The organism is Serratia sp. JSRIV004 (genome assembly GCF_019968705.1).
GTDB classification, from domain to species: domain Bacteria; phylum Pseudomonadota; class Gammaproteobacteria; order Enterobacterales; family Enterobacteriaceae; genus Chania; species Chania fonticola_B.
In genome coordinates, this window is the sequence record NZ_CP074140.1 from 4,063,976 (window position 1) to 4,087,236 (window position 23,261).

Sequence of the window (23,261 nt, forward strand, 5' to 3'; positions counted from 1 at the left end):
CACATCGATTTAAGGGAAGGATAAATAACCACACAAACAAGCTGCTTTTACAGAGAGTTAGGCAGTGTTTTACTGTGGGCTTTTTACTCCTTTCTATAACCTTCTGTCAACTTTGACAAAAGTATCTACACACTAATTTACATACGAAGCATTTAATTAACATATGATGCGCTTGGCTTAGGCTAAATCGTGTCAGTTGATTGCTCAACGGAAACAGATAGATATAACCCCACAGGCACATTTCACTTTTACTATACCATTCTCTCAGGAATTCCCTGTTGTTCCACTCACTACCTAGGGGTATTTTTTTGATCCAGGACACGTTTCGGGCAGAAATCCTCAAAAAAAGTGTGGCGGTTTAACAATTTTTGTCAATTTCAGGTAAAAAAACGTCAGCGTAAAATAGCAAAATAACCCCATCAACTCCAGGTATTTACTCATTGTTATCACTGCATAAAAAACGAGCAATGTGAAAAAATGCGGGTTTCACCTGCTAGAAACCATGAATAAATACCCATTTGGCATCGCATTTACCTTCAACACGCCAAAATTCTTGATTTCATTTTTTTGAGCTAAAAAAACCTCCGCCGTGGCAGAGGTTTGTAACTTTCACTATGGCTAGCTTAGGGTAAAACGCTACTCTTCGCTATCCGCCACGCTGGAACCTTCATCGATCACCGAAGATTCGCCGCCGCCGAAGTGGTAAATCTCACTGCCGTTTTGCACGGCACTGAAGATCGCCATGGCCAGTTCATTTTCGCACTTCATGTCTTTGCATAGCGCATACTGCGTATCAGGAAGATGCGGTAAACCTTCCGCCGCGCCCAGAACTCGCAGATCTGGGCTCATCATTTCGATTGGCCGCACGGTGATCCCCAAACCTGCCCGGCACGCCGCGCGCACCGCAGAAAGCGTAGAGGCCACGTAGGCAATACGCCAAGGAATATCGGCAGCTTCGAGGTGCTTGATCGCCATCGCTCGGAACGGGCTTGGCTCATCCATCACCACCAGAGGGATCGGTTCCCCCGCCTGGTAATGGTAATCCGCCGAGCAGTACCACAACGTTGGAGATGTACGCAGAATGATGTGCGGATGCCCTTCGGTATCCACGGTGGTGATGGCCAGATCCACTTCACCATTCTTCAGCATGTCGATCATGAACGGACTACGCTTCACCCGCACATCAATCGCCAGCTTGGGATAGACCGACGTCACGCGGTTTAGCAAGAAAGGCAAAATGGTATCGGCGGTATCATCAGAAGCACCGATAGTCAGAACGCCGTTGATATTGTTGTACATCAAGGAGGCACAAGCTTCGTCGTTGAAGCGCAGGATTTTCCTGGCGTAGCCGAGAAGCTGGATACCATGTTCGGTTAACAATTTATTGCGCCCATGACGGGCGAACAACTCTTTGCCAACCAATTGCTCTAACCGCTGCATTTGTTGACTGACTGCGGACTGAGTACGACACACGGCAACGGCAGCAGCCGCAAACGTATTCAAATCAGCAACAGCAACAAAAGTTCTTAGCAGATCGAGGTCGAGATTAAGTATCGGACGATTTGCACTTGTCATAGTGTTTTCTTCACTTTTTAAATTCTAATTTACAAACTACCCTGGTGTATTTCTAAGACGCAGCTTAAAAGGGCATGCGCCACTTATGACAGTACCCCACTCATTAGAAGAGGGCAAAAAAATTACTTATATTTCGTTATCTGCATCGCTTTTTATCCGTGATCTATCGCAACGGCTTATTGATAGTGGTGAAAGTTACGACGAAAAGTGCTTACCCTTATAAGCATTGATAATCCTATGCGGGCAAAATCCCCCCTTTCCTCCCGGTTACCTCGATCTCTGGCCGCCAGAGACCATGACAGCATTGTTGTTTTCTGTACAAAATATTAACAACCCCCCCGTATATCGAACGACGCATCGATTAGGGAATTTAATAAATTCAAGCAGTAAGTCTTTTGATTATTAAAAGACCCTGACTATTACTTAAATAAAATTTAAGTTAATTACTGAAGTGAACCTAATGTAATTCTACTTCAACTCAGTGTGGTATTGTCAGTACAGACAAGAAACCAGATTAATCCCATATTACTATCTTTAAGCGGCTTTGGCGTTTTTCTGGCGCTTGGCATACACATTTATGCGGTTAACTGATAAAAACCCTTTACGTGACAAGCCCTTCCGTCGACATATAAACCTTAAAATAGTGACGCCATCAGATTTAAACACTGAAAAAACGATCAATACAGACGGTTATTGTCTTAAAAAACGATTTTTGCCGATCGTTTTCACCAAAGCAATGCATAACCCTTCAAAAGCCCGGCCTCCAGGAGTACATTGGACGGATTGCGGTGTTCCACGGTAGGAACGACCCTATCTTAGCAAAAGGCTCAACTTTCTATGTCCCCCATTGAGAAATCCAGCAAACTGGACAACGTCTGTTATGACATTCGTGGCCCGGTACTCAAAGAAGCTAAACGTCTTGAAGAAGAAGGCAATAAAGTCCTCAAGCTGAACATTGGCAACCCCGCCCCGTTCGGCTTTGATGCCCCCGATGAAATTCTGGTCGACGTGATCCGCAATCTGCCAACGGCACAAGGCTACTGCGACTCCAAAGGGCTCTACTCGGCGCGCAAGGCAATCATGCAGCACTATCAGGCACGTAACATGCGTGACGTGACCGTTGAGGATATCTACATCGGCAATGGCGTTTCTGAGCTGATCGTGCAATCCATGCAAGCGCTGCTGAACATCGGTGATGAAATGCTGGTACCTGCGCCAGACTACCCGTTGTGGACCGCCGCCGTGTCGCTTTCCAGCGGCAAGGCCGTGCACTATATGTGCGACGAAGAATCTGGCTGGTTCCCGGATCTGGACGATATTCGCAGCAAAATCACCCCACGCACCCGTGGCATCGTGATCATCAACCCTAATAACCCAACCGGTGCGGTCTACAGCAAAGAACTGCTGGAACAGATCGTCGAGATCGCCCGCCAGCATGACCTGATCATCTTTGCCGACGAAATCTACGACAAGATCCTCTACGACGAGGCAGAGCATCACTCGATCGCCGCATTGGCCCCAGATCTGCTGACCGTCACCTTTAACGGCTTGTCCAAAACCTATCGCGTTGCCGGTTTCCGTCAGGGCTGGATGGTGCTCAACGGGCCGAAGAAACATGCCAAAGGCTATATTGAAGGGTTGGAGATGCTGGCTTCCATGCGTCTGTGCGCTAACGTGCCAATGCAGCATGCGATCCAGACGGCACTGGGGGGTTACCAGAGCATCAGCGAATTTATTCAGCCTGGTGGCCGCCTGTATGAACAACGCGACCGCACCTGGGAACTGCTAAACGAGATCCCTGGCGTTTCCTGCGTGAAACCTCAGGGGGCCCTCTATATGTTCCCACGCATTGACGCCAAGCGCTTTAACATCCGCGACGACCAGAAGCTGGTGCTGGATCTGCTGTTGCAAGAGAAGGTGTTACTGGTACAGGGCAGCGCGTTCAACTGGCCTTACCCAGACCACGTCCGTATCGTTACGCTACCCCGCGTGGATGAATTGGAAATGGCGGTGGGCAAACTGGGCCGCTTCCTGGAAACCTATCACCAGTAATTTTGCCGGGCGCGGTTCGCTGCGCCCTACAATTCCGAGGGATGTACTTAGCTCCATAGCGTATAATGCTCTCACATGCCGTTGTAGAGAGAGCACCATGAGCCAGAGCCACTTCTTTGCCCACCTGTCCCGTTTGAAACTGATTAGCCGCTGGCCGCTGATGCGCAATGTGCGTACCGAAAACGTTTCCGAACACAGCCTGCAGGTCGCCTTTGTCGCCCATGCGCTGGCCGCGATCAAAAACCGCAAGTTTAACGGCAACCTGAATGCCGAACGCGTGGCGTTGTTGGCGATGTATCACGATGCCAGCGAAGTGCTGACCGGCGATATGCCCACTCCCATCAAGTATTACAACCCGCAGATAGCCCACGAATACAAAAAAATCGAGAAGATTGCCCAACAAAAGCTGTTGGAGATGCTGCCGGAAGAGTTACAAAACGATTTCCGCTCGATCCTGGATGAGCACCATCACAGCGAGGATGAAAAGCTGATCGTGAAGCAGGCCGATGCGCTATGCGCTTACCTGAAGTGTCTTGAGGAGCTGTCTGCGGGGAATAATGAGTTCAAGCAGGCCAAGGCTCGTCTGGAGAAAACGCTGCAAATGCGCCACAGCCCGGAAATGGAGTATTTCATGACGGTGTTCATCCCAAGCTTCAGCCTTTCGCTGGATGAAATCAGCAGCGATTCACCACTGTGAGTCTAAAGCCAGGTGCTTTGCACCTGGCAGTCTGAGACACCTTAGCCGCAGGTCGTACCTTCCGGCATTTCTACCGTGAACTCCTGCTCCACCACCGAGCGTAAATCGATACGCTGGAAAGTTTGTGTGACCAGGAAGCGGTAAATTTTATCCTGTGGGCATTGGTTGCCAAAGTAAGAAGCCTGGGCCTCCAGCACCGGTTTTTTATCGCTGTTAAACATACTCAGCAGGAAACGGCGCTCGGTGTAGTAGTCCCTTTTCTTCGAATAGCCAATGATCTCTCTGGTCATAATGGCCTTGGTGGTGCAGGTCGCCTTTTCCCCTTTCTTGGTATTTTCAGTGGTGCATTCGGTGGTCTCACCGGTGGCCACATCCCCGTAATCCGCGCTGGTATATTCATGTACCCGGGTGTTTTTATCTACGTCCAACACCACAAACAGCTTGGGCACCACACCGCCATTTGGCAGGTTATCCTCGGTATAAACGCGCTGAAACCCCTTTGCGCGCAAAAACGTCAGCGTATTACCGAAGAAGTGTTTCGCCAGCATCGGTTCATCAGAATCTGAGGCGACAAGCACCAACACTGGCGCATTCTTATCAAAGGCATAACCCGGATCGGGCACCGAATTGAGAGAGCCACTCATGTATCTCGCACAGCCGGACAGCAACAACAGAGAAGCTAAAGTAAGGGTTATAAATCCATGTTTCATTTTCATGGCAACTCCAGAAGGATCGCTAAACTAAGCCTGGGCGACACCGGTCGCCGTAAAGCCTCAACGAGCTGCAGCATGAGCCGATAAAATGCCAAAACTCTTTATGGTTTCGGTCGTTAGCTACTTAAGCGCATTCTCAAGAGTCAATAAAGTGCCTTTACTCATTCCTGACATAAAACGCAAACTGTGTGCTTAAAACGCATACAACCAAGGCACCAATATCACGCTGACAATCATCACCAGCACGGTGAACGGCACCCCAATTTTCAGAAAATCGCCAAACTTGTAGTTTCCCGGTCCCAACACCAGCGTATTGACCGGCGATGACACCGGCGTCATAAAAGCGGCGGAGGCGGCAATCGCGATAATCATGGCAAACGGATAAGGCGAAACACCCATTTCACGGGCCGCAGCAATGGCAATCGGTGCCATCAATACCGCCGTGGCGGTGTTGGAGATAAACAGCCCTATGGTGGCGCACAGGACAAACAGACAGGCCAGCATGACGTGCGGCCCGGCATCACCGGCAACATCCATCAACCCACGGACGATCAGATCGACCCCGCCCGTTTTCTGCAACGCTTGGGCAAAGGGCATCATACCGACGATTAAAATGATGCTCGGCCAATGGATCGCCTTATAAGCACTTTCCATATCGATGCAACGAAAGCGCCCCATCAACAGGCAAGCGATCAGTGCGGCGATCGGATTCGGGATCTCGTCGGTCAGCATCATTGCCACCATCAGCGCCAGACAGAACAGCGCATGAGGAGCCTGGGTGATCGCCGGTGCCACTTCGTCCACTTCGGCGGGCAGGTTCAAGACGATAAAGTCATGGGTTTTGGCCTGCAGTTGGCGGATTGCTTTCCAGTCGCCGATCACCAACAGAATGTCCCCCAGGCCCAGCGGTTCATCCACCAGCTTGCCTTGCAGGGTTTCACCATTGCGGCGGATACCGACCACGTTGAGATCGTAACGGCTACGGAAAGCGGCATCGCGCACGCTTTTTCCCAGCAGGGCCGATTCAGGGATTAGCGAAACTTCGGCCATGCCCACGTTGCGCGACTGTTCGGAGAAATATTCCCCCCGCAGCACCATGGGCTCAAGCTGTTGCTCACTACAGAACTGACGCAGATCGATATCACAATCCGTCATATCGATCAGCAGTACGTCCCCTTCGCGCAGTTCCGTGCTGCCAAAGGCGCTGATCATCACCCGGCGGAAACGCTTCCAGCGCTCAATGCCGATAACGTTGGCGCTGTAACGCGCGCGCAAATGCAGTTCATCCAGCGAACGGCCAATCAGTGGCGAACCGCTACGTACCGCCAAACGACGCGCCCGCCCGGTGAGCTTATAATCGCGGATTAAATCGCGGAAAGTCCGGCGCTCCCACGCCGACTTGGTCTTGGTGCCGCCGCTGTCGCCGAGCCAGCGTCTTGCAACCAGCATGTACCCCACGCCCAACAGCAACACCACCAGGCCAATTGGCGTAACGCCAAAGAAGCCGAAACCGTCGATGCCTTCACGTACCAGTTCACTGTTGACCACCATATTCGGCGGCGTGGCAACCAGCGTCATCATGCCGCTGATCAAACCGGCAAAGCTCAGCGGCATCATCAACCGCCCTGGCGAGATTTTCATGCGCACCGCGACGCTGAGCACCACGGGAATAAAGATGGCTACCACCCCGGTCGAGCTCATAAAGGCCCCCAGCCCGGCGACGGTAAACATCAGCAGCATCATCATCTTGGTTTCACTGCTGCCCGCCACTCTCACCAGCCAGTCGCCAACCTGATAGGCCACCCCGGTGCGTACCAGCCCTTCGCCAATGACGAACAGAGCGGCGATCAAAATGACGTTAGGATCGCTGAAGCCAGCCGTTGCCTCTTGCAGACTCAAGGTTCCACTGAGCACAAACGCGATGATCACCAATAGTGCCACCACATCCATGCGCAGCTTGTTGGTGGTAAACAGCACAATGGCTATTAACAGTAAACTCAAAACCCAAAGTAATTCGCTGTTCAAAACGGCCTCATTCTGCAGTGATCCCGGCATAAGAAATTAGCATAAAAAAACCCCGACGATGCGGGGTCTAATCAAATTGAGGTAAGAATGTGCAGATTAAGCAATAAGTTCGATGACAGCGCCCTGTTCGGACTTGGCGATCTTGAGCTGTTCCAAAGAGGAAAGGATCAGATCCACCTGGTTCAGCTTCGGTGCGTCTGCCGGTGCATTAACCGCAATCACCTGGCAACCTGCGGCCAAACCGGAAAGGATCCCCGCAGGAGCATCTTCCACCACCACACAATCCTGTGGTGCCAACCCAAGACCTTGTGCCCCTAACAGGTAGGCGTCTGGATGCGGTTTACCCTGTTTGACCCGCTCACTGGTGATAAACACCTCAGGAAGCGGCACCCCACCGGCAAGGCGGCGTGCGTTGGCCACTGGCACGGACCCCGAGGTGACGATTGCCCAAGGTATCCCCAACGCCTTGATCCGCTCCAGCAGAACCAATGCCCCTGGCAGGGCACGGACGCCGTCGGTATCCTCTGCTTCTACCTGCTCAAGCAATGTGAACTCATGCTGTAGCTCAGCCTCGGTGGCATTCGGCATAAAGTGACGCAGCGAGGTGATCGCCTGTTTTCCGTGGATAAAGTCCAGCACCTGTTGCGGGCTGATGCCATGGCGCTCTGCCCATTGCGTCCAGGCTCGCTCTACCGCCGGTAATGAATCTACTAACGTTCCATCAAGATCGAACAGAAAACCCTTACACTCCACGGGAAACCCCTCTACGTTTAATCAGGCATTGATGATTTGCGCAATCTCGACGGCGCTCAAATGATACTGGCGTGGGCAGGATAGCCAGATACTCAGCATGCGCTGGTATTTTTCCCACATTTTGGTTTGGGCGTTAAACCCGTGGCTACCAGAATCGAAATGAGTATACCGCCCTTCCGTATTCACCAGGAAACGCACATAGCTCAGGTAGCGTGCTTCGGTTGCGGCATCAAAACCCAGGAATGCCAGGCGACGCGCGTCCAACCCCTGGCGATCCTTGAGGTTCTCCCAGGAAACCTGGAGCGCATGGTGCATTTCCATGATGTTGATGATGGTGCGGCACACTTCTTCGCTCATCTCACCAAAATCACGATCCAGCTCGCGCATTTGCAAACCAAAACCGCGCTCGATGATCGTCTGCAAGCGGCGGTAGCGCTCTGCATTGTCCGGATCGAGCATGGTCATCATCTTGTATTGATTCGACAAAATCAGCCGTTGGGCGTGAGTCATTTCCATTTCATTGTCCTCAGTTCTGCAAATTAACCAGAGCATCGCATGACTTCAGTATGGCGTGGAATCACAACTAAACCTTTCTTTGATTTGAACCGGGATATTGGTCAAATGTGGGGCGTGGCCAGACATGATCAGGGCACAAATTTGCGGCATAAAGCAAGCAAGGCCGGTGAGTCCCCGGCCCAGTAGCGCTTAAAGATCGTCGAGGAAGGTTTTGTCCAACTGCTTGAAGGCACGTTTCAGCACGTCCGCCAGCGCCTGGTAGGTTGGCGTCCCTTCTACGGGGGCAATCGCCTGCCCAGCTTCCGCCAGCTTGTTACGGACCTCATGGAACCATTGCAGCAAGGTTGGCGGCAATGGTGTCACGGAACGTCGGCCCAACCACCACAGCCCCTGCATCGGCAAGCTACAGGCAAACAGTGCGGTGGCAATCGCCGGGCCAAGCTGACCGCCGAGCGCAATCTGCCAGGTCAGGGTAAAAATCGCCAACGGGGGCATAAAGCGAACGGCAAAGCGGGTAGCGCGTGACACGCGGTTCTCAGGGAAAAGCGGTGCCAGCCGTTTGTCTGCTGGCCAGGTTTTCATGTAATGCTGCCCGCGCTGGAATATCTGAAACCAGCTTACGGAACCGGATGGTCTGCTCGTCATTGCGCACCTCAACTTCACGTATAAAAAATAAAATATTCTTGCAAACACACTAACAAAAAAGTTGAAGCTTTAAATTTATTTTGTGTTTGTGGCGGGCTATCGGTATCCTAAGCCGGCCATGTGCCGGTAGAAGATGACAGAAGATTTGTCAACTTTTAGCCCTATCTCCCTAATCCTGCCGTTGGCGGCCATGTGGGGCTAGGAAGCGGTAAAAATCAGGATCGCTTAAACCGCAGAGAAATCATCGGTTTTTTCATCATTATGTCCTTTGTATCACTGACATGATGTTAATCATAAATGTCAACGGCATTATGCGCTACGCTTGTTGTCTGATTGACGTTTTATTCACCACGTGTTTTTGGGTCTTCCTTAATACCAACACGAACTATAAGTAGGTACTTCCATGTCGAGTAAGCTAGTACTGGTCCTTAACTGCGGCAGTTCTTCCCTGAAATTCGCTATCATCGATGCAGCCAACGGTGAAGAATACCTCTCTGGCCTGGCCGAGTGCTTCCATCTTCCTGAAGCCCGTATCAAATGGAAAATGGATGGCGGTAAACAAGAAGCGGCACTGGGTGCCGGCGCAGCGCACAGCGAAGCGCTGAACTTCATTGTTAATACTATTCTGGCACAAAAACCAGAGCTTTCCGCCCAGTTGACCGCTATCGGCCACCGCATCGTGCACGGCGGCGAGAAGTTCACGGCTTCTGCCGTCATCAACGACGAAGTCCTGCAGGGTATCAAAGATTCGGTACCTTTTGCACCACTGCATAACCCAGCACATCTGATCGGTATTGCTGAAGCGTTGAAATCCTTCCCTAATCTGGCTGATAAAAACGTTGCCGTGTTTGACACCGCGTTCCATCAGACCATGCCGGAAGAGTCCTACCTGTATGCCCTGCCGTACAGCCTGTACCGCGACCATGGCGTTCGTCGCTACGGCGCACACGGCACCAGCCACTTCTACGTGACTCAAGAAGCCGCGAAGGCGCTGAACAAGCCGGTTGAAGAAGTTAACATCATCACCTGCCATCTGGGCAACGGCGGTTCCGTAACCGCAGTACGCAACGGTAAGTGTGTTGATACTTCCATGGGTCTGACCCCGCTGGAAGGCCTGGTAATGGGTACCCGCAGTGGTGACATCGATCCAGCCATCATCTTCCACCTGCACGACGCCATGGGCATGAGCGTTGACCAGATCAACAAGATGCTGACCAAAGAGTCTGGCCTGCTGGGTCTGACCGAAGTCACCAGCGACTGCCGTTACGTTGAAGACAACTATGACACCAAGGCCGATGCCAAGCGCGCCATGGACGTCTTCTGCCACCGTCTGGCCAAGTATATCGGTGCCTATAGCGCCCTGATGGAAGGCCGTCTGGATGCTGTGATCTTCACCGGCGGTATCGGTGAGAACGCTGCGATGGTACGTGAGCTGACCCTGGATAAACTGGGCCTGCTGGGCTTTGAAATCGACCACGAACGCAACCTGGCTGCCCGCTTCGGCAAATCAGGCAACATCACCAAAGACGGCAGCCGTCCGGCACTGGTGATCCCGACCAACGAAGAATTGGTCATCGCGCAAGACGCTTCCCGTCTGACCGCTTAATGCTCTCCACACCGTCAGCCCAGGCTGGCGGTGTTGTTTTGAGCCTGTCATCTTTGTCTGCGCCCCCGTTGCAGGCAGAAAACCGTGAAGAGGACTATTCTGTGTCACGTACAATTATGTTGATCCCCACAGGCACCAGCGTCGGTCTGACCAGCGTCAGCCTGGGTGTCATCCGCTCCATGGAGCAAAAAGGCGTTCGCCTGAGCGTATTCAAACCTATTGCCCAACCGCGTACCGGCGGCGATTCTCTCGACCAGACCACCACCATCATCCGCAGCAACTCGACCATCCCGGCGGCCGAACCCCTGCGCATGAGCTACGTTGAGAGCCTGCTGAGCTCCAACAAGCAGGACGTGCTGATGGAAGAGATCGTGGCCCGTTACCACGAAAACACCAAAGACGCAGAAGTTGTGCTGATTGAGGGCCTGGTGCCTACCCGTAAGCATCAGTTCGCCAACGCGCTGAACTACGAGATCGCCAAAACGCTGAATGCAGAGATCGTCTTTGTGCTGGCACTGGGTAACGATTCTCCAGCCCAGTTAACCGAGCGCATCGAACTGGCTCGCTCCAGCTTCGGCGGCAGCAAGAACAAAAACATTACCGGCGTGATCATCAACAAGCTGAACGCTCCGGTGGACGATCAGGGCCGTACTCGCCCAGACCTGTCCGAAATCTTTGACGATTCCACCAAGGCCAGCGTAGCCAACGTCGATCCTGCACAGCTGTTCGCCAACAGCCCGCTGCCGGTATTGGGTTGCGTGCCGTGGAGCTTCGAACTGATCGCTACCCGTGCCATTGATATGGCCCGCCACCTGAAGGCGCGAGTGATCAACGAAGGCGACATCATGACCCGCCGGGTGAAATCTGTGACCTTCTGTGCGCGTAGCATTCCGCACATGCTTGAACACTTCCGCCCAGGTTCCCTGTTAGTTACCTCTGCCGACCGTCCAGACGTGCTGGTTTCAGCCTGCCTGGCCGCGATGAACGGCGTGGAAATTGGTGCCATCCTGCTGACCGGCGGCTACGAAATCGATGCCTCCATCAACAAGCTGTGTGAGCGCGCCTTTGAAACCGGCCTGCCGGTGTTCATGGTTGACACCAACACCTGGCAGACCTCGCTGAGCCTGCAAAGCTTCAACCTTGAAGTGCCTTCAGACGACCATCAGCGTATTGAGAAAGTACAGAACTACGTGGCCAGCCACATCAACGCCGAATGGATCGAGTCCCTGACCGCCACGTCTGAGCGTTCACGTCGTCTGTCCCCACCGGCGTTCCGTTATGAGCTGACCGAATTGGCGCGCAAAGCGGGTAAACGCATCGTGCTGCCGGAAGGCGACGAGCCACGCACCGTGAAAGCGGCGGCCATCTGTGCCGAACGTGGTATCGCGGAATGTGTGCTGCTGGGTAACCCGGAAGAGATCAAACGCGTTGCCGCCGCGCAGGGCGTTGAGCTGGGTAAAGGCATCGAGATCGTCGATCCGGTTGCCGTGCGCGAACTCTATGTGCCGCGTCTGGTTGAGCTGCGTAAGAGCAAGGGCATGACCGAAGTAGTTGCGCGTGAGCAGTTGGAAGACAACGTAGTTCTCGGCACCCTGATGCTGGAAAAAGGCGAAGTTGACGGCCTGGTTTCCGGTGCCGTTCACACCACCGCCAATACCATCCGCCCACCGTTGCAGTTGATCAAAACCGCGCCGGGCAGCTCGCTGGTTTCTTCCGTGTTCTTCATGCTGCTGCCTGACCAGGTTCTGGTCTACGGCGACTGCGCGATCAACCCGGATCCAACTGCTGAACAGCTGTCTGAAATCGCTATTCAGTCTGCCGATTCCGCAGCCGCATTCGGTATCGAACCACGCGTAGCGATGATCTCTTACTCTACCGGTAATTCCGGTGCGGGTAGCGACGTTGAGAAAGTGCGTGAAGCGACCCGTCTGGCCCAGGAAAAACGCCCGGATCTGATCATCGATGGCCCACTGCAGTATGACGCAGCGATCATGGCCGACGTGGCCAAATCCAAAGCGCCTAACTCGCCAGTAGCCGGTCAGGCGACCGTGTTCATCTTCCCGGATCTGAACACCGGTAACACCACTTATAAAGCGGTACAGCGTTCTGCTGACCTGGTATCTATCGGGCCAATGCTGCAAGGCATGCGCAAGCCGGTGAACGACCTGTCACGTGGTGCTCTGGTTGACGATATCGTCTATACCGTAGCCCTGACGGCGATCCAGTCGGCTCAGGCTGATGCACAGGCTGCTATTGCCTGATGAGACAGAGGTGCCACTACGGCACCTTTAGACTCTGGTAATACCCATAACGGCTCGGTGATCATCACCGGGCCGTTTTATTTTTGGCGTCAACAAAGAGCAAGCAATGCCCCCCGATGCCCCTCACCCTAACCCTTATGTCTTGATCTTCTCCGCCTTAGCGGAGAAGATCCCCGACTGATCATCGGGAGATAGCCGGTGAGCTCCCCCTAACCCTAGTGCCTATGAGCCCGTGGGAGAGATTGTGCCCCGGCTGTCTATTTCCCTGTCGCCTTGTAGACCGAACGGTATCCTGTGCCTATGAGCACCTACATATAAGGATGGTCCGGCGATAAATTTCAGACATGGTTATGGAGTGCCATAATGCGTAGAACCCCTGTCGGCGTTGATATCGCTAAACACAAATTTGATGTCGCCGTACTGCTGGACAATCAGAAGTATAAAACCAAAAAGTTTGCCAATACCCCTTCTGGATGCCGCGAGTTCGCAGCCTGGTTGAGCCGCTTTGGCGACTGTCATGTCTGTATGGAAGCCACCGGGAGCTACAGCACGGAACTGGCCACTTATCTGGCAGACAACAACTACCACGTCAGTCTGATGAACCCGGCGTGTATCCATTCCTTCGGCAATACAGAACTGGCCCGGAACAAAACGGACAAAAGCGATGCAGCGATGATAGCCCGCTACTGCGCACTGCATCAGCCTGCCCCGTGGTTCCCAGCCCCGTTGAGCGAGCGCCAGTTGACCGCGTTGGTCAGGCATCTTAAGAACCTGGAAGAGATGCGTCAGATGGAAGAAAATCGCCTGGAGGTGGCCGAAGCAGTCATCGTCCCTTCACTCAATGAGCACATCGCCACGTTGGATGAACTGATACGAGAAACGAAAAAGAAAATCAGTCAGCACATCGATGATAACCCTGACCTGAAACGGGACAGCGAGTTGCTAAAAAGTATCCCTGGAGTGGGAGAGATGCTGAGCTCCAGCCTGCTGGCCTTCGCAGGAAACCTGCGTCGGTTCACCAGCAGCAAGGCCCTGGTAGCGTACGCAGGACTGAATCCACAGCGATGTGAGTCGGGGATGTTTAAAGGGAAAAGCCGGTTATCGAAAGTGGGGCACGGTGAGCTGCGAAGTGCGTTATACATGCCCGCGGTAGTGGCAGGCCAATACAATGTTGTGGTTAAAGACTTAACAGAAAGGCTAAAGTTGCGTGGGAAGTCGGGCAAAGAAAGAGTGTGTGCGGCGATGCGAAAGTTGCTGCAACTGGCCTATGGTGTGGTGAAATCAGGAAAGACATTTAATGCGGAAATACCGCTTGCCGGATAGCCGACAAGACGGTATCTCTCCCACAGGGAGAGCAGCTGTGTTTAAAGTCAACGGGTGATGATTAATTTGTCACCCATTTTTTATTATCCCGCAGCATCGCATTCAGGATGGTTAGCAGCTTTCTCACGCAGGCGGTCACCGCCACCTTGAACGGTTTTCCACGCCCTGTCAGGCGCTCGTAAAACTCCCGGATTGTCGGGTTGTACCGCACCGCTGACAAGGTCGCCATGTATAGCGCTGAACGCACCGCGCTTCGCCCTCCCCAGATACTTCGCTTCCCTTTCATTTTTCCACTGTCATGGGCATAGGGACACACGCCAACCAACGCGCTTATTTTGTGCCGATTCAGCCTCCCCAGCTCCGGCAACATCGCAAGAAGCACCGCCATCGTTGTCGGCCCGATACCTTTGACTTCCTCCAACAACGTCGCCTTTTCCCGCCACAGAGGCATCACTTTTATTTGCCTGTCGATATCGTCATCTGCATCCCGGATTTCAGCGGTCAGCCAGTCGATATGCCGCTTGATGCCCGCTGAGACCACCACGTCATCGCAGCTTTTATAGCGGTTTATCTCCATGGTCCTGTTATCGACCAGTTGGCGACGGCGGGTCACCATCCCGGCCAGACGCTGCGTCTGTTCATCCGGTGTGGGGCGGGCTTCGGGCTCCATTCTCCGGCCAAACTCGCAGATGATACGCGCATCATTCGGGTCGGTTTTGTACAGGGTCCCTAGCGCACGAGCGAAGTTTTTTACCTGGCGTGGATTGACCACGGCCACGGGTAACCCAGCCAACTCAAGCGTGGCGGCCAGTAATGAGTGATATCGGCCTGTCGCCTCCATCACGACAAGCTTGACGGTGATGGCAGAGAGCGAACTCAGCAACTGCTGATGGCCTTCCGGTGTGTTATCCAGATGCAGAAGCTGCCGAGTTGGGTCGATGTATACGTCAAAAGTGTCTTTGGCAATGTCGATACCGACGGTTGCATGTTCAGTCATTTCAAGTCTCCCGGCCTTGTAAGATACGGGCTGGCTGATGCCGCCCTGGCAGCTGTTCGGGTTAACAGGAAAACTGACGCCACGCCATAAGCTCTCCCACGGGCTTGTTGTCCCAGAGGGGAATCGGGCTGTAGCGTCAGGTACAACTCGGTTAAAGTCTACCCGCCTTTGGGCGGGTAATTAAAGTACCTTAAACATACAAGGGGACCGATCGAGTAGATCTGAAAATTCGGTGGCTCACCTTGGATGAGGAGGCGGTCGAATTTGCTGAGATTAACTCTTTACTTCCAGCAAAGTACCGCCAAACAGCTCCCTCTCCCTGCGGGGTGGTTGGGGCTAGCTTGCTGATATTACCTATTTACTTCCAGCAGAACACGGGCTATCAGCTCCCTCTCCCTGTGGGAGAGGGTTGGGGTGAGGGGTCAACAACTCATCCGCCGCCGCCACAATATGCGCCGCCGTCAGGCCATACTCCTGCTGCAAGAACTCCTGCGTGCCCACTTGCCCATAGCGGCCTTTGACTCCCACTCGCCGCATCGGTACCGGACATTCTTCCACCAGCACCTCCGCCACCGCCGAACCAAGCCCATTATGAATACTGTGGTTCTCGCAGGTGACGATCCTGCCGGTTTTCGCCGCAAAGGTTTTGATGATTTCACGATCGATAGGTTTGAGCGTAAACATGTCTACCACCGCCGCGCTGATGCCACGCTGTTGCAGTTCCTGCGCCGCCTGCAACGCTTCGGCGACCATAATGCCGTTGGCGATCAGCGTAATGTCGCTGCCGTCACGCAGCAGATTAGCCTTGCCGATGGTGAAACGATAGCCTGCAGGATAAATGCGTGTCGCCTGCTTACGAATGGTTCGTACCCAGTAGAAGCCTTGCAACTTCACCAGTTGCTGCAAAATATCCTCGAACATGGTGGCATCGGTCACCTCCAACACCACCGAATGCGCCAGGCCGCGCACGATCCCCATGTCTTCAAACGACATATGCGTGCCGCCGTTATGGCAGGCGCTGACCCCGGCATCGGAAGCGATCACCTTGACGTTGTTGCGCTGATAATCCAACGACATAAACAGCTGATCGAAACAGCGGCGGCTGGCAAAAGCGGTAAAGGTGTGGACGAAAGGGACCCGCCCGGTCAGCGACAAACCGGCGGCTACGCCAATCACATTAGCCTCCATGATGCCGCAGTTGATGACCCGCTCTGGGTGATCCTTATGTACGCCATCCATCGCCATCGAACTCATCAGATCGGCTTCCAGTGCAATCACCGGCGTATCGGCTTCGGCCTGTTGGCGGATCACGCTGGCGTACACCTTACGCATTTCTACGGCGTCTTTTTCAAACGGCATTTCCAGGTTAAACATAGGCGGCCTCCAGGTCGGCAATGGCCTTTTCAATTTCGCTACGAACATCTGGCGTTAAGCGCAGATGGTGTGAGTTTTTCAGGTTCTCCAGATACGCCACGCCCTGCCCCTTGAGGCTATCGAGGATCACCACCAACGGCCGCTGCTCGCCACTGCGTTCCGGCAACACGGCATCACGGATCGCGGCAATGTCATCCCCACGAACGGTTTGCACCTCAAAACCAAAGGCGCGGAATTTACCGGCCAGATCGAAGGGTTTGATCACCTCATCCAGCGTGCCATCCAACTGCTGTTTGTTGTAATCAATAAACAGCGTCAAATTATGCAGGTTGTGGTGGGCGATAAATTGGAACGCTTCCCAGCATTGGCCTTCGTTCAGTTCACCATCCCCCAGGATGCAGAATACCCGGTTGCTGCGCTTTGCCAGTTGGTGTGAAAGCGCCATACCGGCTGCAATAGAGACCCCTTGCCCGAGCGATCCGGTAGTGGCATCCACCCCACGGGTTAGCAAGCGATCTGGGTGGCTCGGCAACCGGGTGCCATTCTGGTTGAGCGTTTGCAGCTGTTCCAACGGGAAATAGCCCTTAAGCGCCAGCACGCTATACAGAGCCGGACCAGCATGGCCTTTCGACAGCACGAAATAATCGCGCTCAGGCCAATCCGGGTCACCTGGATCGATACGCATCACTTCGCCATACAGCACCGCCAGCGTTTCAACCACCGACATACAGCCGCCGTAATGGCCAAACCCCAGCCCAGTGAGGGCCTTCAGCGTTTCCAGACGGATCGCCCCGGCCAATTGCGTCAAATCAGTCACGGTGTTGCTCATGAACTTTCCTCCTTATTTCTGGCTGGGACATCTTTGCGTTTTCCCAGGAAGTTATGCGCGACCAGCAGGCCAAAGATGGCGACGATCGCGACCATGATCATTTCTTTGGTCAGGAAGCGTGCCATATTGCCCAACACGATCCCCACCACGCCGAAGTCCGTATCGGAGAAGGTGGTGTTGGCAAAACCCAGCGCGCCCAGTACCGGTAACAACAGCACCGGCAGGAAGGTAATCAACAAACCGTTGGCAAATGCCCCCAGCATGGCACCACGCCGCCCACCGGTCGCATTGCCGAACACCCCGGCAGTGGCCCCGGTAAAGAAGTGCGGCACCACGCCCGGCAGGATCAGTACCATCTTCATTTGGCCGAGCAAGAACAGACCCACCAAGCCACCCAGGAAGCTGAACAGGAAACCAATCAACACCGCATTGGGGGCGTAGGGATAGACCACCGGGCAGTCCAGCGCCGGGCGGGCATTAGGGACCAGTTTTTCCGAGAAGCCGGTAAAGGCCGGGACGATCTCGGCCAGGATCAGGCGCACACCTTGCAGAATGATGAATACCCCGGCGGCAAAAGTGATCGCCTGAATAATCGAGTACACCAGGTAGTTCTGCCCGCCACTCAATTGGCTTTCGACGTAATCCTGGCCCGCGCAGATAGCCAGGATCAGGTAGATCACGATCATGGTCATCGAGATGGAAATCGAGCTGTCACGCAGGAAGCTGAGGTTTTTAGGTAAGTTCATCTCCTCGGTGGAACGCGAGTTTTTCCCCACCTTGGAACCGAGCCAGCCGGAAAGGACATAGCCCAAGGTGCCGAAATGGCCAAAGGCAATGTCGTCGTTACCGGTAATGCGGCGCATATAGCGCTGGGCGATAGCCGGGAAGAACGCCATCACCAAGCCCAGAGTGAGCGCTCCGGTGAACACCAGCTGTACGCCCTCAAAACCGGCCACGGTAAGGATGATGCCGATCATACAGGCCATGTAGAAGGTGTGGTGCCCGGTCAGGAAGATGTATTTCAAGCGGGTAAAGCGAGCCACGATGATGTTGGCCACCATGCCAAACGCCATAATCAGCGCGGTGGAGGCACCGTATTTCTCTAGTGAGATAGAGACAATGGCTTCATTATTGGGAATAATCCCCTGAATATTGAACGCATGCTCAAACATACCGCCCAATGGGTTCAGCGAGCCGACTAATACCGTCGCCCCACCGCCCAACACAATAAAGCCCAGAATGGTTTTAACCGTCCCTTTGACCACGTCAGAAAAAGATTTCTTTTGTGCCAATAGACCAATCAAGGCAATCACCCCGACCAATACCGCCGGGACCTTTAATATATCAACCACAAACCTGAGCGTTTCCTGGATAAACATATCCACCTCGCCAATGGGTTAGATTAAATAATGGAGTGGGCTGTGAAGTAAGCACGCAGCTTGGCTTCAAGCTCATTAATATCAATGATATTGCTGATCACCACTAACTGGTCGGCTGGGACACTGGCGCTAGCGGCAATATCTTTCGCCATCACGAAGATATCTGCCGCGCCCGGCGTTGCCGAGGAAAGATCGGAATGTTCAACCTCCGCCTCAATATTCATTTTTTTCAGCACTTTCTTGATGTTCATTTCCACCATAAAACTGCTGCCCAATCCTGAGCCACAAATAGCCATGATTTTCATTATTCTTACCTGCCAGATTTTATGTGTAGGATAGCGTCACCCGATATCTATCGGATGCTGAGTATTATCAAAAGCTGCGGGTATAACCGGTTAGAGATTAATAATTGGCGATAACATCCTCAATTTGCCGTTTGGTTTGCGCCAGGAACAGTTTCTCCATGGCTTCGCTATCAGAAAATAACTCGGCCAGCTGCGAAATCATGTCAATATGGCTACTGCTATCCGGAGCGGAAAGCATCACCACGACGAACACCGGGTCGTTATCTTCGGACTGAAAATGCACGCCCTGATTGATCTTTAATAGTGAAAGGCCAAGCGCTTTGGCGCCTTCCTCCGGCCTGGCATGGGGCATCGCGATACCGGGTGCCAACACGTAATAGGGCCCCAGCGCCTGATGTTGGCGAAATATGGCTGTCAGGTAATCAGCGGTGATCACACCGCGCTGCAGCAGTGGCTGAGCACACAATGTGACCGCCTCCTGCCAGTCGGTAACCTGATCGCACAGTTGAATGTGGTCGGCGTTCAGCCAGTCGTTGAGCACATCTCCTCCTTATGGGTTTTTTCCCTTAAACCGCCAGAGTTTCCGAACCTAAACGGGACGAAATCTGTTGGCTATGGATCGTTTGATGGCACGTAGCCGTCATGGAAAAGCCCGGCGACGGTAAAACTTTAATCAACGTGCAGGGGTTAAACTGTGACTTACCGCACAAAGATAGCGCTACCAAAAATCCTTCATCCAGATCTGTGATAGCGCTATCAAAACTATCGGGGATGAAACCCGGCGGCTCAGTTTTTTTATCGATCGCCAAAGGAACGGGGTAGAATGGGCACAGAAGCGGGAACGACGAAGCCCAGTAATGGGTTTCAACCCATGAGCTCATTTATGCGTTATGCGCGCATTTCAGTCAGGATCAGCAATGTCGATCGGTAGAAAACGACGCAGTACCGGCCGGGTTACCCTGGCCGACGTAGCCCAATTGGCAGGCGTGGGCACCATGACCGTCTCGCGGGCGCTACGCACGCCGGAACAGGTTTCAGATAAGCTGAGAGAAAAAATTGAGTCGGCGGTCAGTGAGTTAGGTTATCTCCCCAACCTGGCGGCCAGTTCGTTAGCCTCGGCGTCTTCTTATACCATCGCCATGGTGGTGCCGAGTTTTTCCGAGTCCGGCTGTGCGGATATGTTTGCAGGGTTACAGCGGGTACTGCAACCGGCGGGTTACCAGATCATGCTAGCCGAGTCCCAACATCATATCGAGCGTGAAGAAACGTTGCTGGAAACCCTGCTCTCTTACAACCTGGCGGCGGCGGTGCTGTTAAGCATTGAGCATTCTGAAAATACCCGCCAGGCATTAACCGCCGCCAATATTCCGGTGGTGGAGATTGGGGCAATCCGCACCGACCCGATCGACATCAATATCGGCATTGATTACGTCGCCGCCATGTATCAACTCACTCAAACCTTAATTGCCAGCGGGTATCAAAATATTGGCCTGCTGTGCGCCAATCAGGAGCAGTGGATTTTCCAACAGCATCTGCAAGGCTGGCACAAAGCGCTACTGCAGAACCACATGTCCCCTCATCGGGTGATTAATGCCGCGCAACCCGCAAGCTTTAGCCTCGGCGCCCAGCAATTGCCGGAGTTTTTACTGGCCTGGCCGGAGTTGGATGCCTTGGTCTGTGCGTCTGATGAACTGGCCTGCGGCGCGCTGTATGAATGCCAGCGGCGGCGCATCAAGGTACCGGAACAGCTGGCGATCGTGGGGTTTGGCAACAGTGAGGTCAGCCAGGTCTGCCAGCCACCGCTGACGACCATGACCGTGCCGCATAAGGAGATTGGTATTCAGGCAGGTAAGGCATTGTTGGCGCGTTTGAACGATCAGCCCTGGCAGCCCAAAGGTTCGATCCCTTCAACCCTGTGCCGTCGTAGCAGCTGCTAACGATGACGATACCGGGAACCCGCCGATAAGTCGGTATTCCCGGTAGTTTCACCCTTGCTTACCAGCTATAAGAGACCCCAACACGGTAGCGCGTCTGGCGGTTATCGTGTTGGCTATCCTGCTTCACGTTCCCCACTTCAACATAAGGCTTCCAGTTTTTATCCCACTTGTAAGCCAGCTTGACGTTATGCTCGTAATCGGTTTTGCCGTCGTCAAAAATAACCTTGTTGCTGCTCTTATACACGTAGTTATATTCGGCCGACCAGTCCTTGTAGAAGTTATAACCTAACCAAAAATCACCACGGTTGGTTTTCTCATCCCCCTCTGAACCTTTTGAGGTGGTACGCTTATATTCGTAGCGATATCTGCCCGCCACATAAATGTCTTTGGTAAAGTTATACTGCGCACGCAGATAAGGGCGATAGCCGTTATTATTACTGTTGGACTCTAGCGAGAACCCAGGCTGCAGGGTGATTGCATCAAATTTATGCTGATAGCTGACGACGGCTTCTGTGCCATTACTGACCTGCTCGTGGAAAGGTTTATCAGGCGTAGAGTCTGAAGAGTCCTGACGCCATTTTGCTTCCAGAGAGAATCCCAGGCCGTTATCGAAACGATGCGAGACCAGCATTCTATTTTTATGGTCGCCTTTGGCTGTATCCTGCCATTCATGGCGCAAATCAAGCGACATGGCCATTGCACTAAAGTTTGCTACAGAGGCTAACACCAGAGTCAATAATTTAAATTTCATTATTACTACCCTTATCATTTAATTATAGAAAAGACATCCCCACTCTAATTAAGGGGGTTATAGAGTTATTTGAAATACTTATTATTTGAAAATGGGCAAAGCGTCATTGCTATTTAATACAAATTTATTTTTCTTACGGCTTCCCTGTTAGCGTTAATGAATGTAATGATTAGCTGATAAATAAGCCCCCACCCAAGATAAGGTGGGGACAATTCTTGTTAGCGCATTGCGCGTTTCAGAATACGGTCGCCCTGGCGCTGGAAATCAGCAGCCACTTCCTGCACCGTTTTCTTGCCATAATCGATATTCTGAATGGCATCCTGGAACAGCACTACAATCTGCGGGTCGTCAAAATACGGTGAAGCGCTGATGGCATGCGGCAGTGACAGCGCCAGTTTCAAGCCGGAAACCGCCGGATCGCTATCCTGGATCACGCCACTTTCGGTCAATTGGCTGACAGCCACTTTGCTTAACGGAACCCCCCGCTCCAGCTTCAGCGCCTCAACGCCTTCCTTGCTGTTTAACAGGAAGTTAATCAACATTGCCGCTTCTTTTGGATGCTTGCTGCTTTTACCAATCGAGAACATTTGCGACGGCTTGAAGAACAATCCGGCATCTTTGGCACCCGGCAGCATCGGGTATGGGCCCAATACCAGCTTGGCCGGTGCTTTCAGGTTATCGGAGTATTTGTTGATGGTGGAGTTCCACATATAGGTCCCACCCCATTCCCCCGCAATCCATGGCTTCATCTCATACATGTTGTTTTTGCCGAACGAGGCGTAGTATTTCGATGATGGCATGACGTGGCTGTCTACCATGTTTTTATACATCTGGAAGAAATCGACCCATTGTGCTTCGCTATAGGCAAACTTCTTCTGCGCTTCATCGATAATATCGACGTTATATTTTTGGATCATGTAGGAACGTAACAGTGCGAAGGTATCCTGGTGCTCCAACACCACCGGATAATATTTATCGCCCAGTTTTTCGTTGAAGGTTTTACCGGCGGCGAGCAATTCATCCCAATTATTGGGATATTGCACACCCGCGTCTTTCCAGGTGACATCGTTATAATAGAAAACACGTGCGGTCACTGAAATCGGAATGCCGTTCAGCTTGCCGTCAATCGTGGTGGTTTGTAGCTCTTTGGGATCAAACTGCGTCAGATCCAGGTACTCACTCACCTTGTTCAGGTCATAGAATCCGGTGCCGGTTTTTGAAAAGATCGGCAGCCAGTTCCAGTTGGTTTGCATCACGTCCGGCTCGGTGCCCCCGGCAATCTGTGTGGTCAGGCGTGAAAGGTGACCGTCCCAGCCGGTATATTCCGATTTCACCTTGATATTCGGGTTCTGCTTCTGGAATTCCTCAATCGCCTTCAACGTAACCTGATGGCGGCCATTGCCTCCCCACCAGGACATACGCAAGTCAACCTGTTCAGCGGCAAAGGCCTGATGGGCAAATATCGCCATGGACGAGGCTACCAGGGTACGTAAGACTATTTTTTTCATTATTGACCACTCCTG

19 protein-coding genes and 1 pseudogene are annotated in these 23,261 nt (G+C 52.9%); 6 read left to right on the top strand and 14 right to left on the bottom strand.

The genetic code is table 11. The features are described 5' to 3' along the window. Positions 1–636: 636 nt before the first annotated feature. On the bottom strand, positions 637–1,575 hold the full coding sequence (gene lrhA, locus KGP21_RS19455) for a transcriptional regulator LrhA (protein ID WP_037375525.1): 939 nt from the start codon (positions 1,573–1,575) through the stop codon (positions 637–639). Between the two features lie 837 nt (positions 1,576–2,412). Between lrhA and KGP21_RS19460 the strand changes: the two genes are divergently transcribed. Further along, the gene (locus KGP21_RS19460) at positions 2,413–3,627 is read left to right on the top strand and encodes a pyridoxal phosphate-dependent aminotransferase (protein ID WP_021805995.1); all 1,215 of its coding nucleotides are present in this window, start codon (positions 2,413–2,415) and stop codon (positions 3,625–3,627) included. Positions 3,628–3,724: 97 nt separating this feature from the next. Further along, positions 3,725–4,324, top strand: a complete 600-nt coding sequence (gene yfbR, locus KGP21_RS19465; protein ID WP_021805996.1) for a 5'-deoxynucleotidase — start codon at positions 3,725–3,727, stop codon at positions 4,322–4,324. Positions 4,325–4,365: 41 nt separating this feature from the next. Here yfbR and KGP21_RS19470 read toward each other — a convergent pair whose 3' ends face one another. From KGP21_RS19470 to yfbV, 5 genes are all read right to left on the bottom strand, one after another. Next, complete coding sequence (locus KGP21_RS19470; protein ID WP_037375528.1) at positions 4,366–5,040, bottom strand: hypothetical protein; 675 nt, start codon at positions 5,038–5,040, stop codon at positions 4,366–4,368. A gap of 189 nt (positions 5,041–5,229) precedes the next feature. After that, complete coding sequence (locus KGP21_RS19475; RefSeq protein ID WP_021178530.1) at positions 5,230–7,062, bottom strand: SLC13 family permease; 1,833 nt, start codon at positions 7,060–7,062, stop codon at positions 5,230–5,232. Positions 7,063–7,158: 96 nt separating this feature from the next. After that, positions 7,159–7,815: a sugar phosphatase gene (locus KGP21_RS19480; protein WP_021805998.1), complete on the bottom strand. Its 657-nt coding sequence runs from the start codon at positions 7,813–7,815 to the stop codon at positions 7,159–7,161. A 21-nt stretch (positions 7,816–7,836) separates the two neighbouring features. Beyond that, on the bottom strand, positions 7,837–8,331 hold the full coding sequence (locus tag KGP21_RS19485; RefSeq protein ID WP_021178532.1) for a YfbU family protein: 495 nt from the start codon (positions 8,329–8,331) through the stop codon (positions 7,837–7,839). 189 nt (positions 8,332–8,520) lie between these two features. Beyond that, positions 8,521–8,976, bottom strand: a complete 456-nt coding sequence (gene yfbV / locus KGP21_RS19490) for a terminus macrodomain insulation protein YfbV (protein ID WP_025122796.1) — start codon at positions 8,974–8,976, stop codon at positions 8,521–8,523. A 403-nt stretch (positions 8,977–9,379) separates the two neighbouring features. On the opposite strand from yfbV, the gene ackA reads away from it, so the two are divergent. The 3 genes from ackA (at position 9,380) to KGP21_RS19505 (ending at position 14,166) form a co-directional block, all read left to right on the top strand. Next, entirely contained in the window at positions 9,380–10,582 is a 1,203-nt protein-coding gene (gene ackA, locus KGP21_RS19495; RefSeq protein ID WP_021806000.1) for an acetate kinase, read from the top strand. 101 nt (positions 10,583–10,683) lie between these two features. Beyond that, the gene (gene pta, locus KGP21_RS19500; protein WP_037375617.1) at positions 10,684–12,843 is read left to right on the top strand and encodes a phosphate acetyltransferase; all 2,160 of its coding nucleotides are present in this window, start codon (positions 10,684–10,686) and stop codon (positions 12,841–12,843) included. Between the two features lie 363 nt (positions 12,844–13,206). Further along, positions 13,207–14,166 (top strand): IS110 family transposase, encoded by a 960-nt coding sequence (locus KGP21_RS19505; protein WP_059199085.1) that lies wholly within the window; start codon positions 13,207–13,209, stop codon positions 14,164–14,166. A gap of 61 nt (positions 14,167–14,227) precedes the next feature. On the opposite strand, the gene KGP21_RS19510 is transcribed toward KGP21_RS19505, so the two are convergent. The 6 genes and pseudogenes from KGP21_RS19510 to KGP21_RS19535 all read right to left on the bottom strand — a co-directional run bounded on the left by KGP21_RS19510 (position 14,228) and on the right by KGP21_RS19535 (position 19,591). Continuing rightward, positions 14,228–15,163 carry an IS110 family transposase gene (locus tag KGP21_RS19510; protein WP_059199132.1) on the bottom strand — a complete coding sequence of 312 codons (936 nt, stop codon included), beginning with the start codon at positions 15,161–15,163 and terminating at the stop codon, positions 14,228–14,230. 423 nt (positions 15,164–15,586) lie between these two features. Next, a pseudogene (locus KGP21_RS19515) lies at positions 15,587–16,537 on the bottom strand (transketolase family protein); the annotation flags it as partial. Further along, positions 16,530–17,366 (bottom strand): transketolase, encoded by an 837-nt coding sequence (locus KGP21_RS19520; protein WP_209522600.1) that lies wholly within the window; start codon positions 17,364–17,366, stop codon positions 16,530–16,532. The gene KGP21_RS19520 and the pseudogene KGP21_RS19515, both read right to left, overlap by 8 nt. Further along, positions 17,363–18,745 carry a PTS ascorbate transporter subunit IIC gene (locus KGP21_RS19525; RefSeq protein ID WP_059201293.1) on the bottom strand — a complete coding sequence of 461 codons (1,383 nt, stop codon included), beginning with the start codon at positions 18,743–18,745 and terminating at the stop codon, positions 17,363–17,365. Before KGP21_RS19525 ends, KGP21_RS19520 begins: the two co-directional genes overlap by 4 nt. 23 nt (positions 18,746–18,768) lie before the next feature. Further along, on the bottom strand, positions 18,769–19,050 hold the full coding sequence (locus tag KGP21_RS19530) for a PTS sugar transporter subunit IIB (RefSeq protein WP_021178540.1): 282 nt from the start codon (positions 19,048–19,050) through the stop codon (positions 18,769–18,771). A 97-nt stretch (positions 19,051–19,147) separates the two neighbouring features. Then, on the bottom strand, positions 19,148–19,591 hold the full coding sequence (locus KGP21_RS19535; RefSeq protein ID WP_223536058.1) for a PTS sugar transporter subunit IIA: 444 nt from the start codon (positions 19,589–19,591) through the stop codon (positions 19,148–19,150). Between the two features lie 376 nt (positions 19,592–19,967). Here KGP21_RS19535 and KGP21_RS19540 point away from each other — a divergent pair, with 376 nt between their 5' ends. Next, on the top strand, positions 19,968–20,987 hold the full coding sequence (locus KGP21_RS19540; protein WP_223500062.1) for a LacI family DNA-binding transcriptional regulator: 1,020 nt from the start codon (positions 19,968–19,970) through the stop codon (positions 20,985–20,987). A gap of 58 nt (positions 20,988–21,045) precedes the next feature. Here the strand turns inward: KGP21_RS19540 and KGP21_RS19545 are convergent, their stop codons facing one another. Together KGP21_RS19545 and KGP21_RS19550 are read right to left on the bottom strand one after the other, a co-directional pair. After that, a complete protein-coding gene (locus KGP21_RS19545) occupies positions 21,046–21,738 on the bottom strand; it encodes an oligogalacturonate-specific porin KdgM family protein (protein ID WP_021806007.1) in 693 nt (230 codons plus the stop codon). A 218-nt stretch (positions 21,739–21,956) separates the two neighbouring features. Beyond that, on the bottom strand, positions 21,957–23,246 hold the full coding sequence (locus tag KGP21_RS19550; RefSeq protein WP_059201295.1) for an ABC transporter substrate-binding protein: 1,290 nt from the start codon (positions 23,244–23,246) through the stop codon (positions 21,957–21,959). Between the last annotated feature and the right edge of the window lie 15 nt (positions 23,247–23,261).

What these genes read in the sequence shown, in the direction of transcription:
- yfbV (WP_025122796.1), bottom strand. Translation starts at nt 8,976, where the DNA reads ATGACGAGCAGACCATCCGGTTCCGTAAGCTGGTTTCAGATATTCCAG.
- KGP21_RS19550 (WP_059201295.1), bottom strand. Translation starts at nt 23,246, where the DNA reads ATGAAAAAAATAGTCTTACGTACCCTGGTAGCCTCGTCCATGGCGATA.
- KGP21_RS19540 (WP_223500062.1), top strand. Translation starts at nt 19,968, where the DNA reads ATGTCGATCGGTAGAAAACGACGCAGTACCGGCCGGGTTACCCTGGCC.
- KGP21_RS19520 (WP_209522600.1), bottom strand. Translation starts at nt 17,366, where the DNA reads ATGAGCAACACCGTGACTGATTTGACGCAATTGGCCGGGGCGATCCGT.
- ackA (WP_021806000.1), top strand. Translation starts at nt 9,380, where the DNA reads ATGTCGAGTAAGCTAGTACTGGTCCTTAACTGCGGCAGTTCTTCCCTG.
- KGP21_RS19545 (WP_021806007.1), bottom strand. Translation starts at nt 21,738, where the DNA reads ATGAAATTTAAATTATTGACTCTGGTGTTAGCCTCTGTAGCAAACTTT.
- KGP21_RS19525 (WP_059201293.1), bottom strand. Translation starts at nt 18,745, where the DNA reads ATGTTTATCCAGGAAACGCTCAGGTTTGTGGTTGATATATTAAAGGTC.
- yfbR (WP_021805996.1), top strand. Translation starts at nt 3,725, where the DNA reads ATGAGCCAGAGCCACTTCTTTGCCCACCTGTCCCGTTTGAAACTGATT.
- lrhA (WP_037375525.1), bottom strand. Translation starts at nt 1,575, where the DNA reads ATGACAAGTGCAAATCGTCCGATACTTAATCTCGACCTCGATCTGCTA.
- KGP21_RS19530 (WP_021178540.1), bottom strand. Translation starts at nt 19,050, where the DNA reads ATGAAAATCATGGCTATTTGTGGCTCAGGATTGGGCAGCAGTTTTATG.
- KGP21_RS19470 (WP_037375528.1), bottom strand. Translation starts at nt 5,040, where the DNA reads ATGAAAATGAAACATGGATTTATAACCCTTACTTTAGCTTCTCTGTTG.
- KGP21_RS19510 (WP_059199132.1), bottom strand. Translation starts at nt 15,163, where the DNA reads ATGACTGAACATGCAACCGTCGGTATCGACATTGCCAAAGACACTTTT.
- KGP21_RS19460 (WP_021805995.1), top strand. Translation starts at nt 2,413, where the DNA reads ATGTCCCCCATTGAGAAATCCAGCAAACTGGACAACGTCTGTTATGAC.
- KGP21_RS19485 (WP_021178532.1), bottom strand. Translation starts at nt 8,331, where the DNA reads ATGGAAATGACTCACGCCCAACGGCTGATTTTGTCGAATCAATACAAG.
- KGP21_RS19505 (WP_059199085.1), top strand. Translation starts at nt 13,207, where the DNA reads ATGCGTAGAACCCCTGTCGGCGTTGATATCGCTAAACACAAATTTGAT.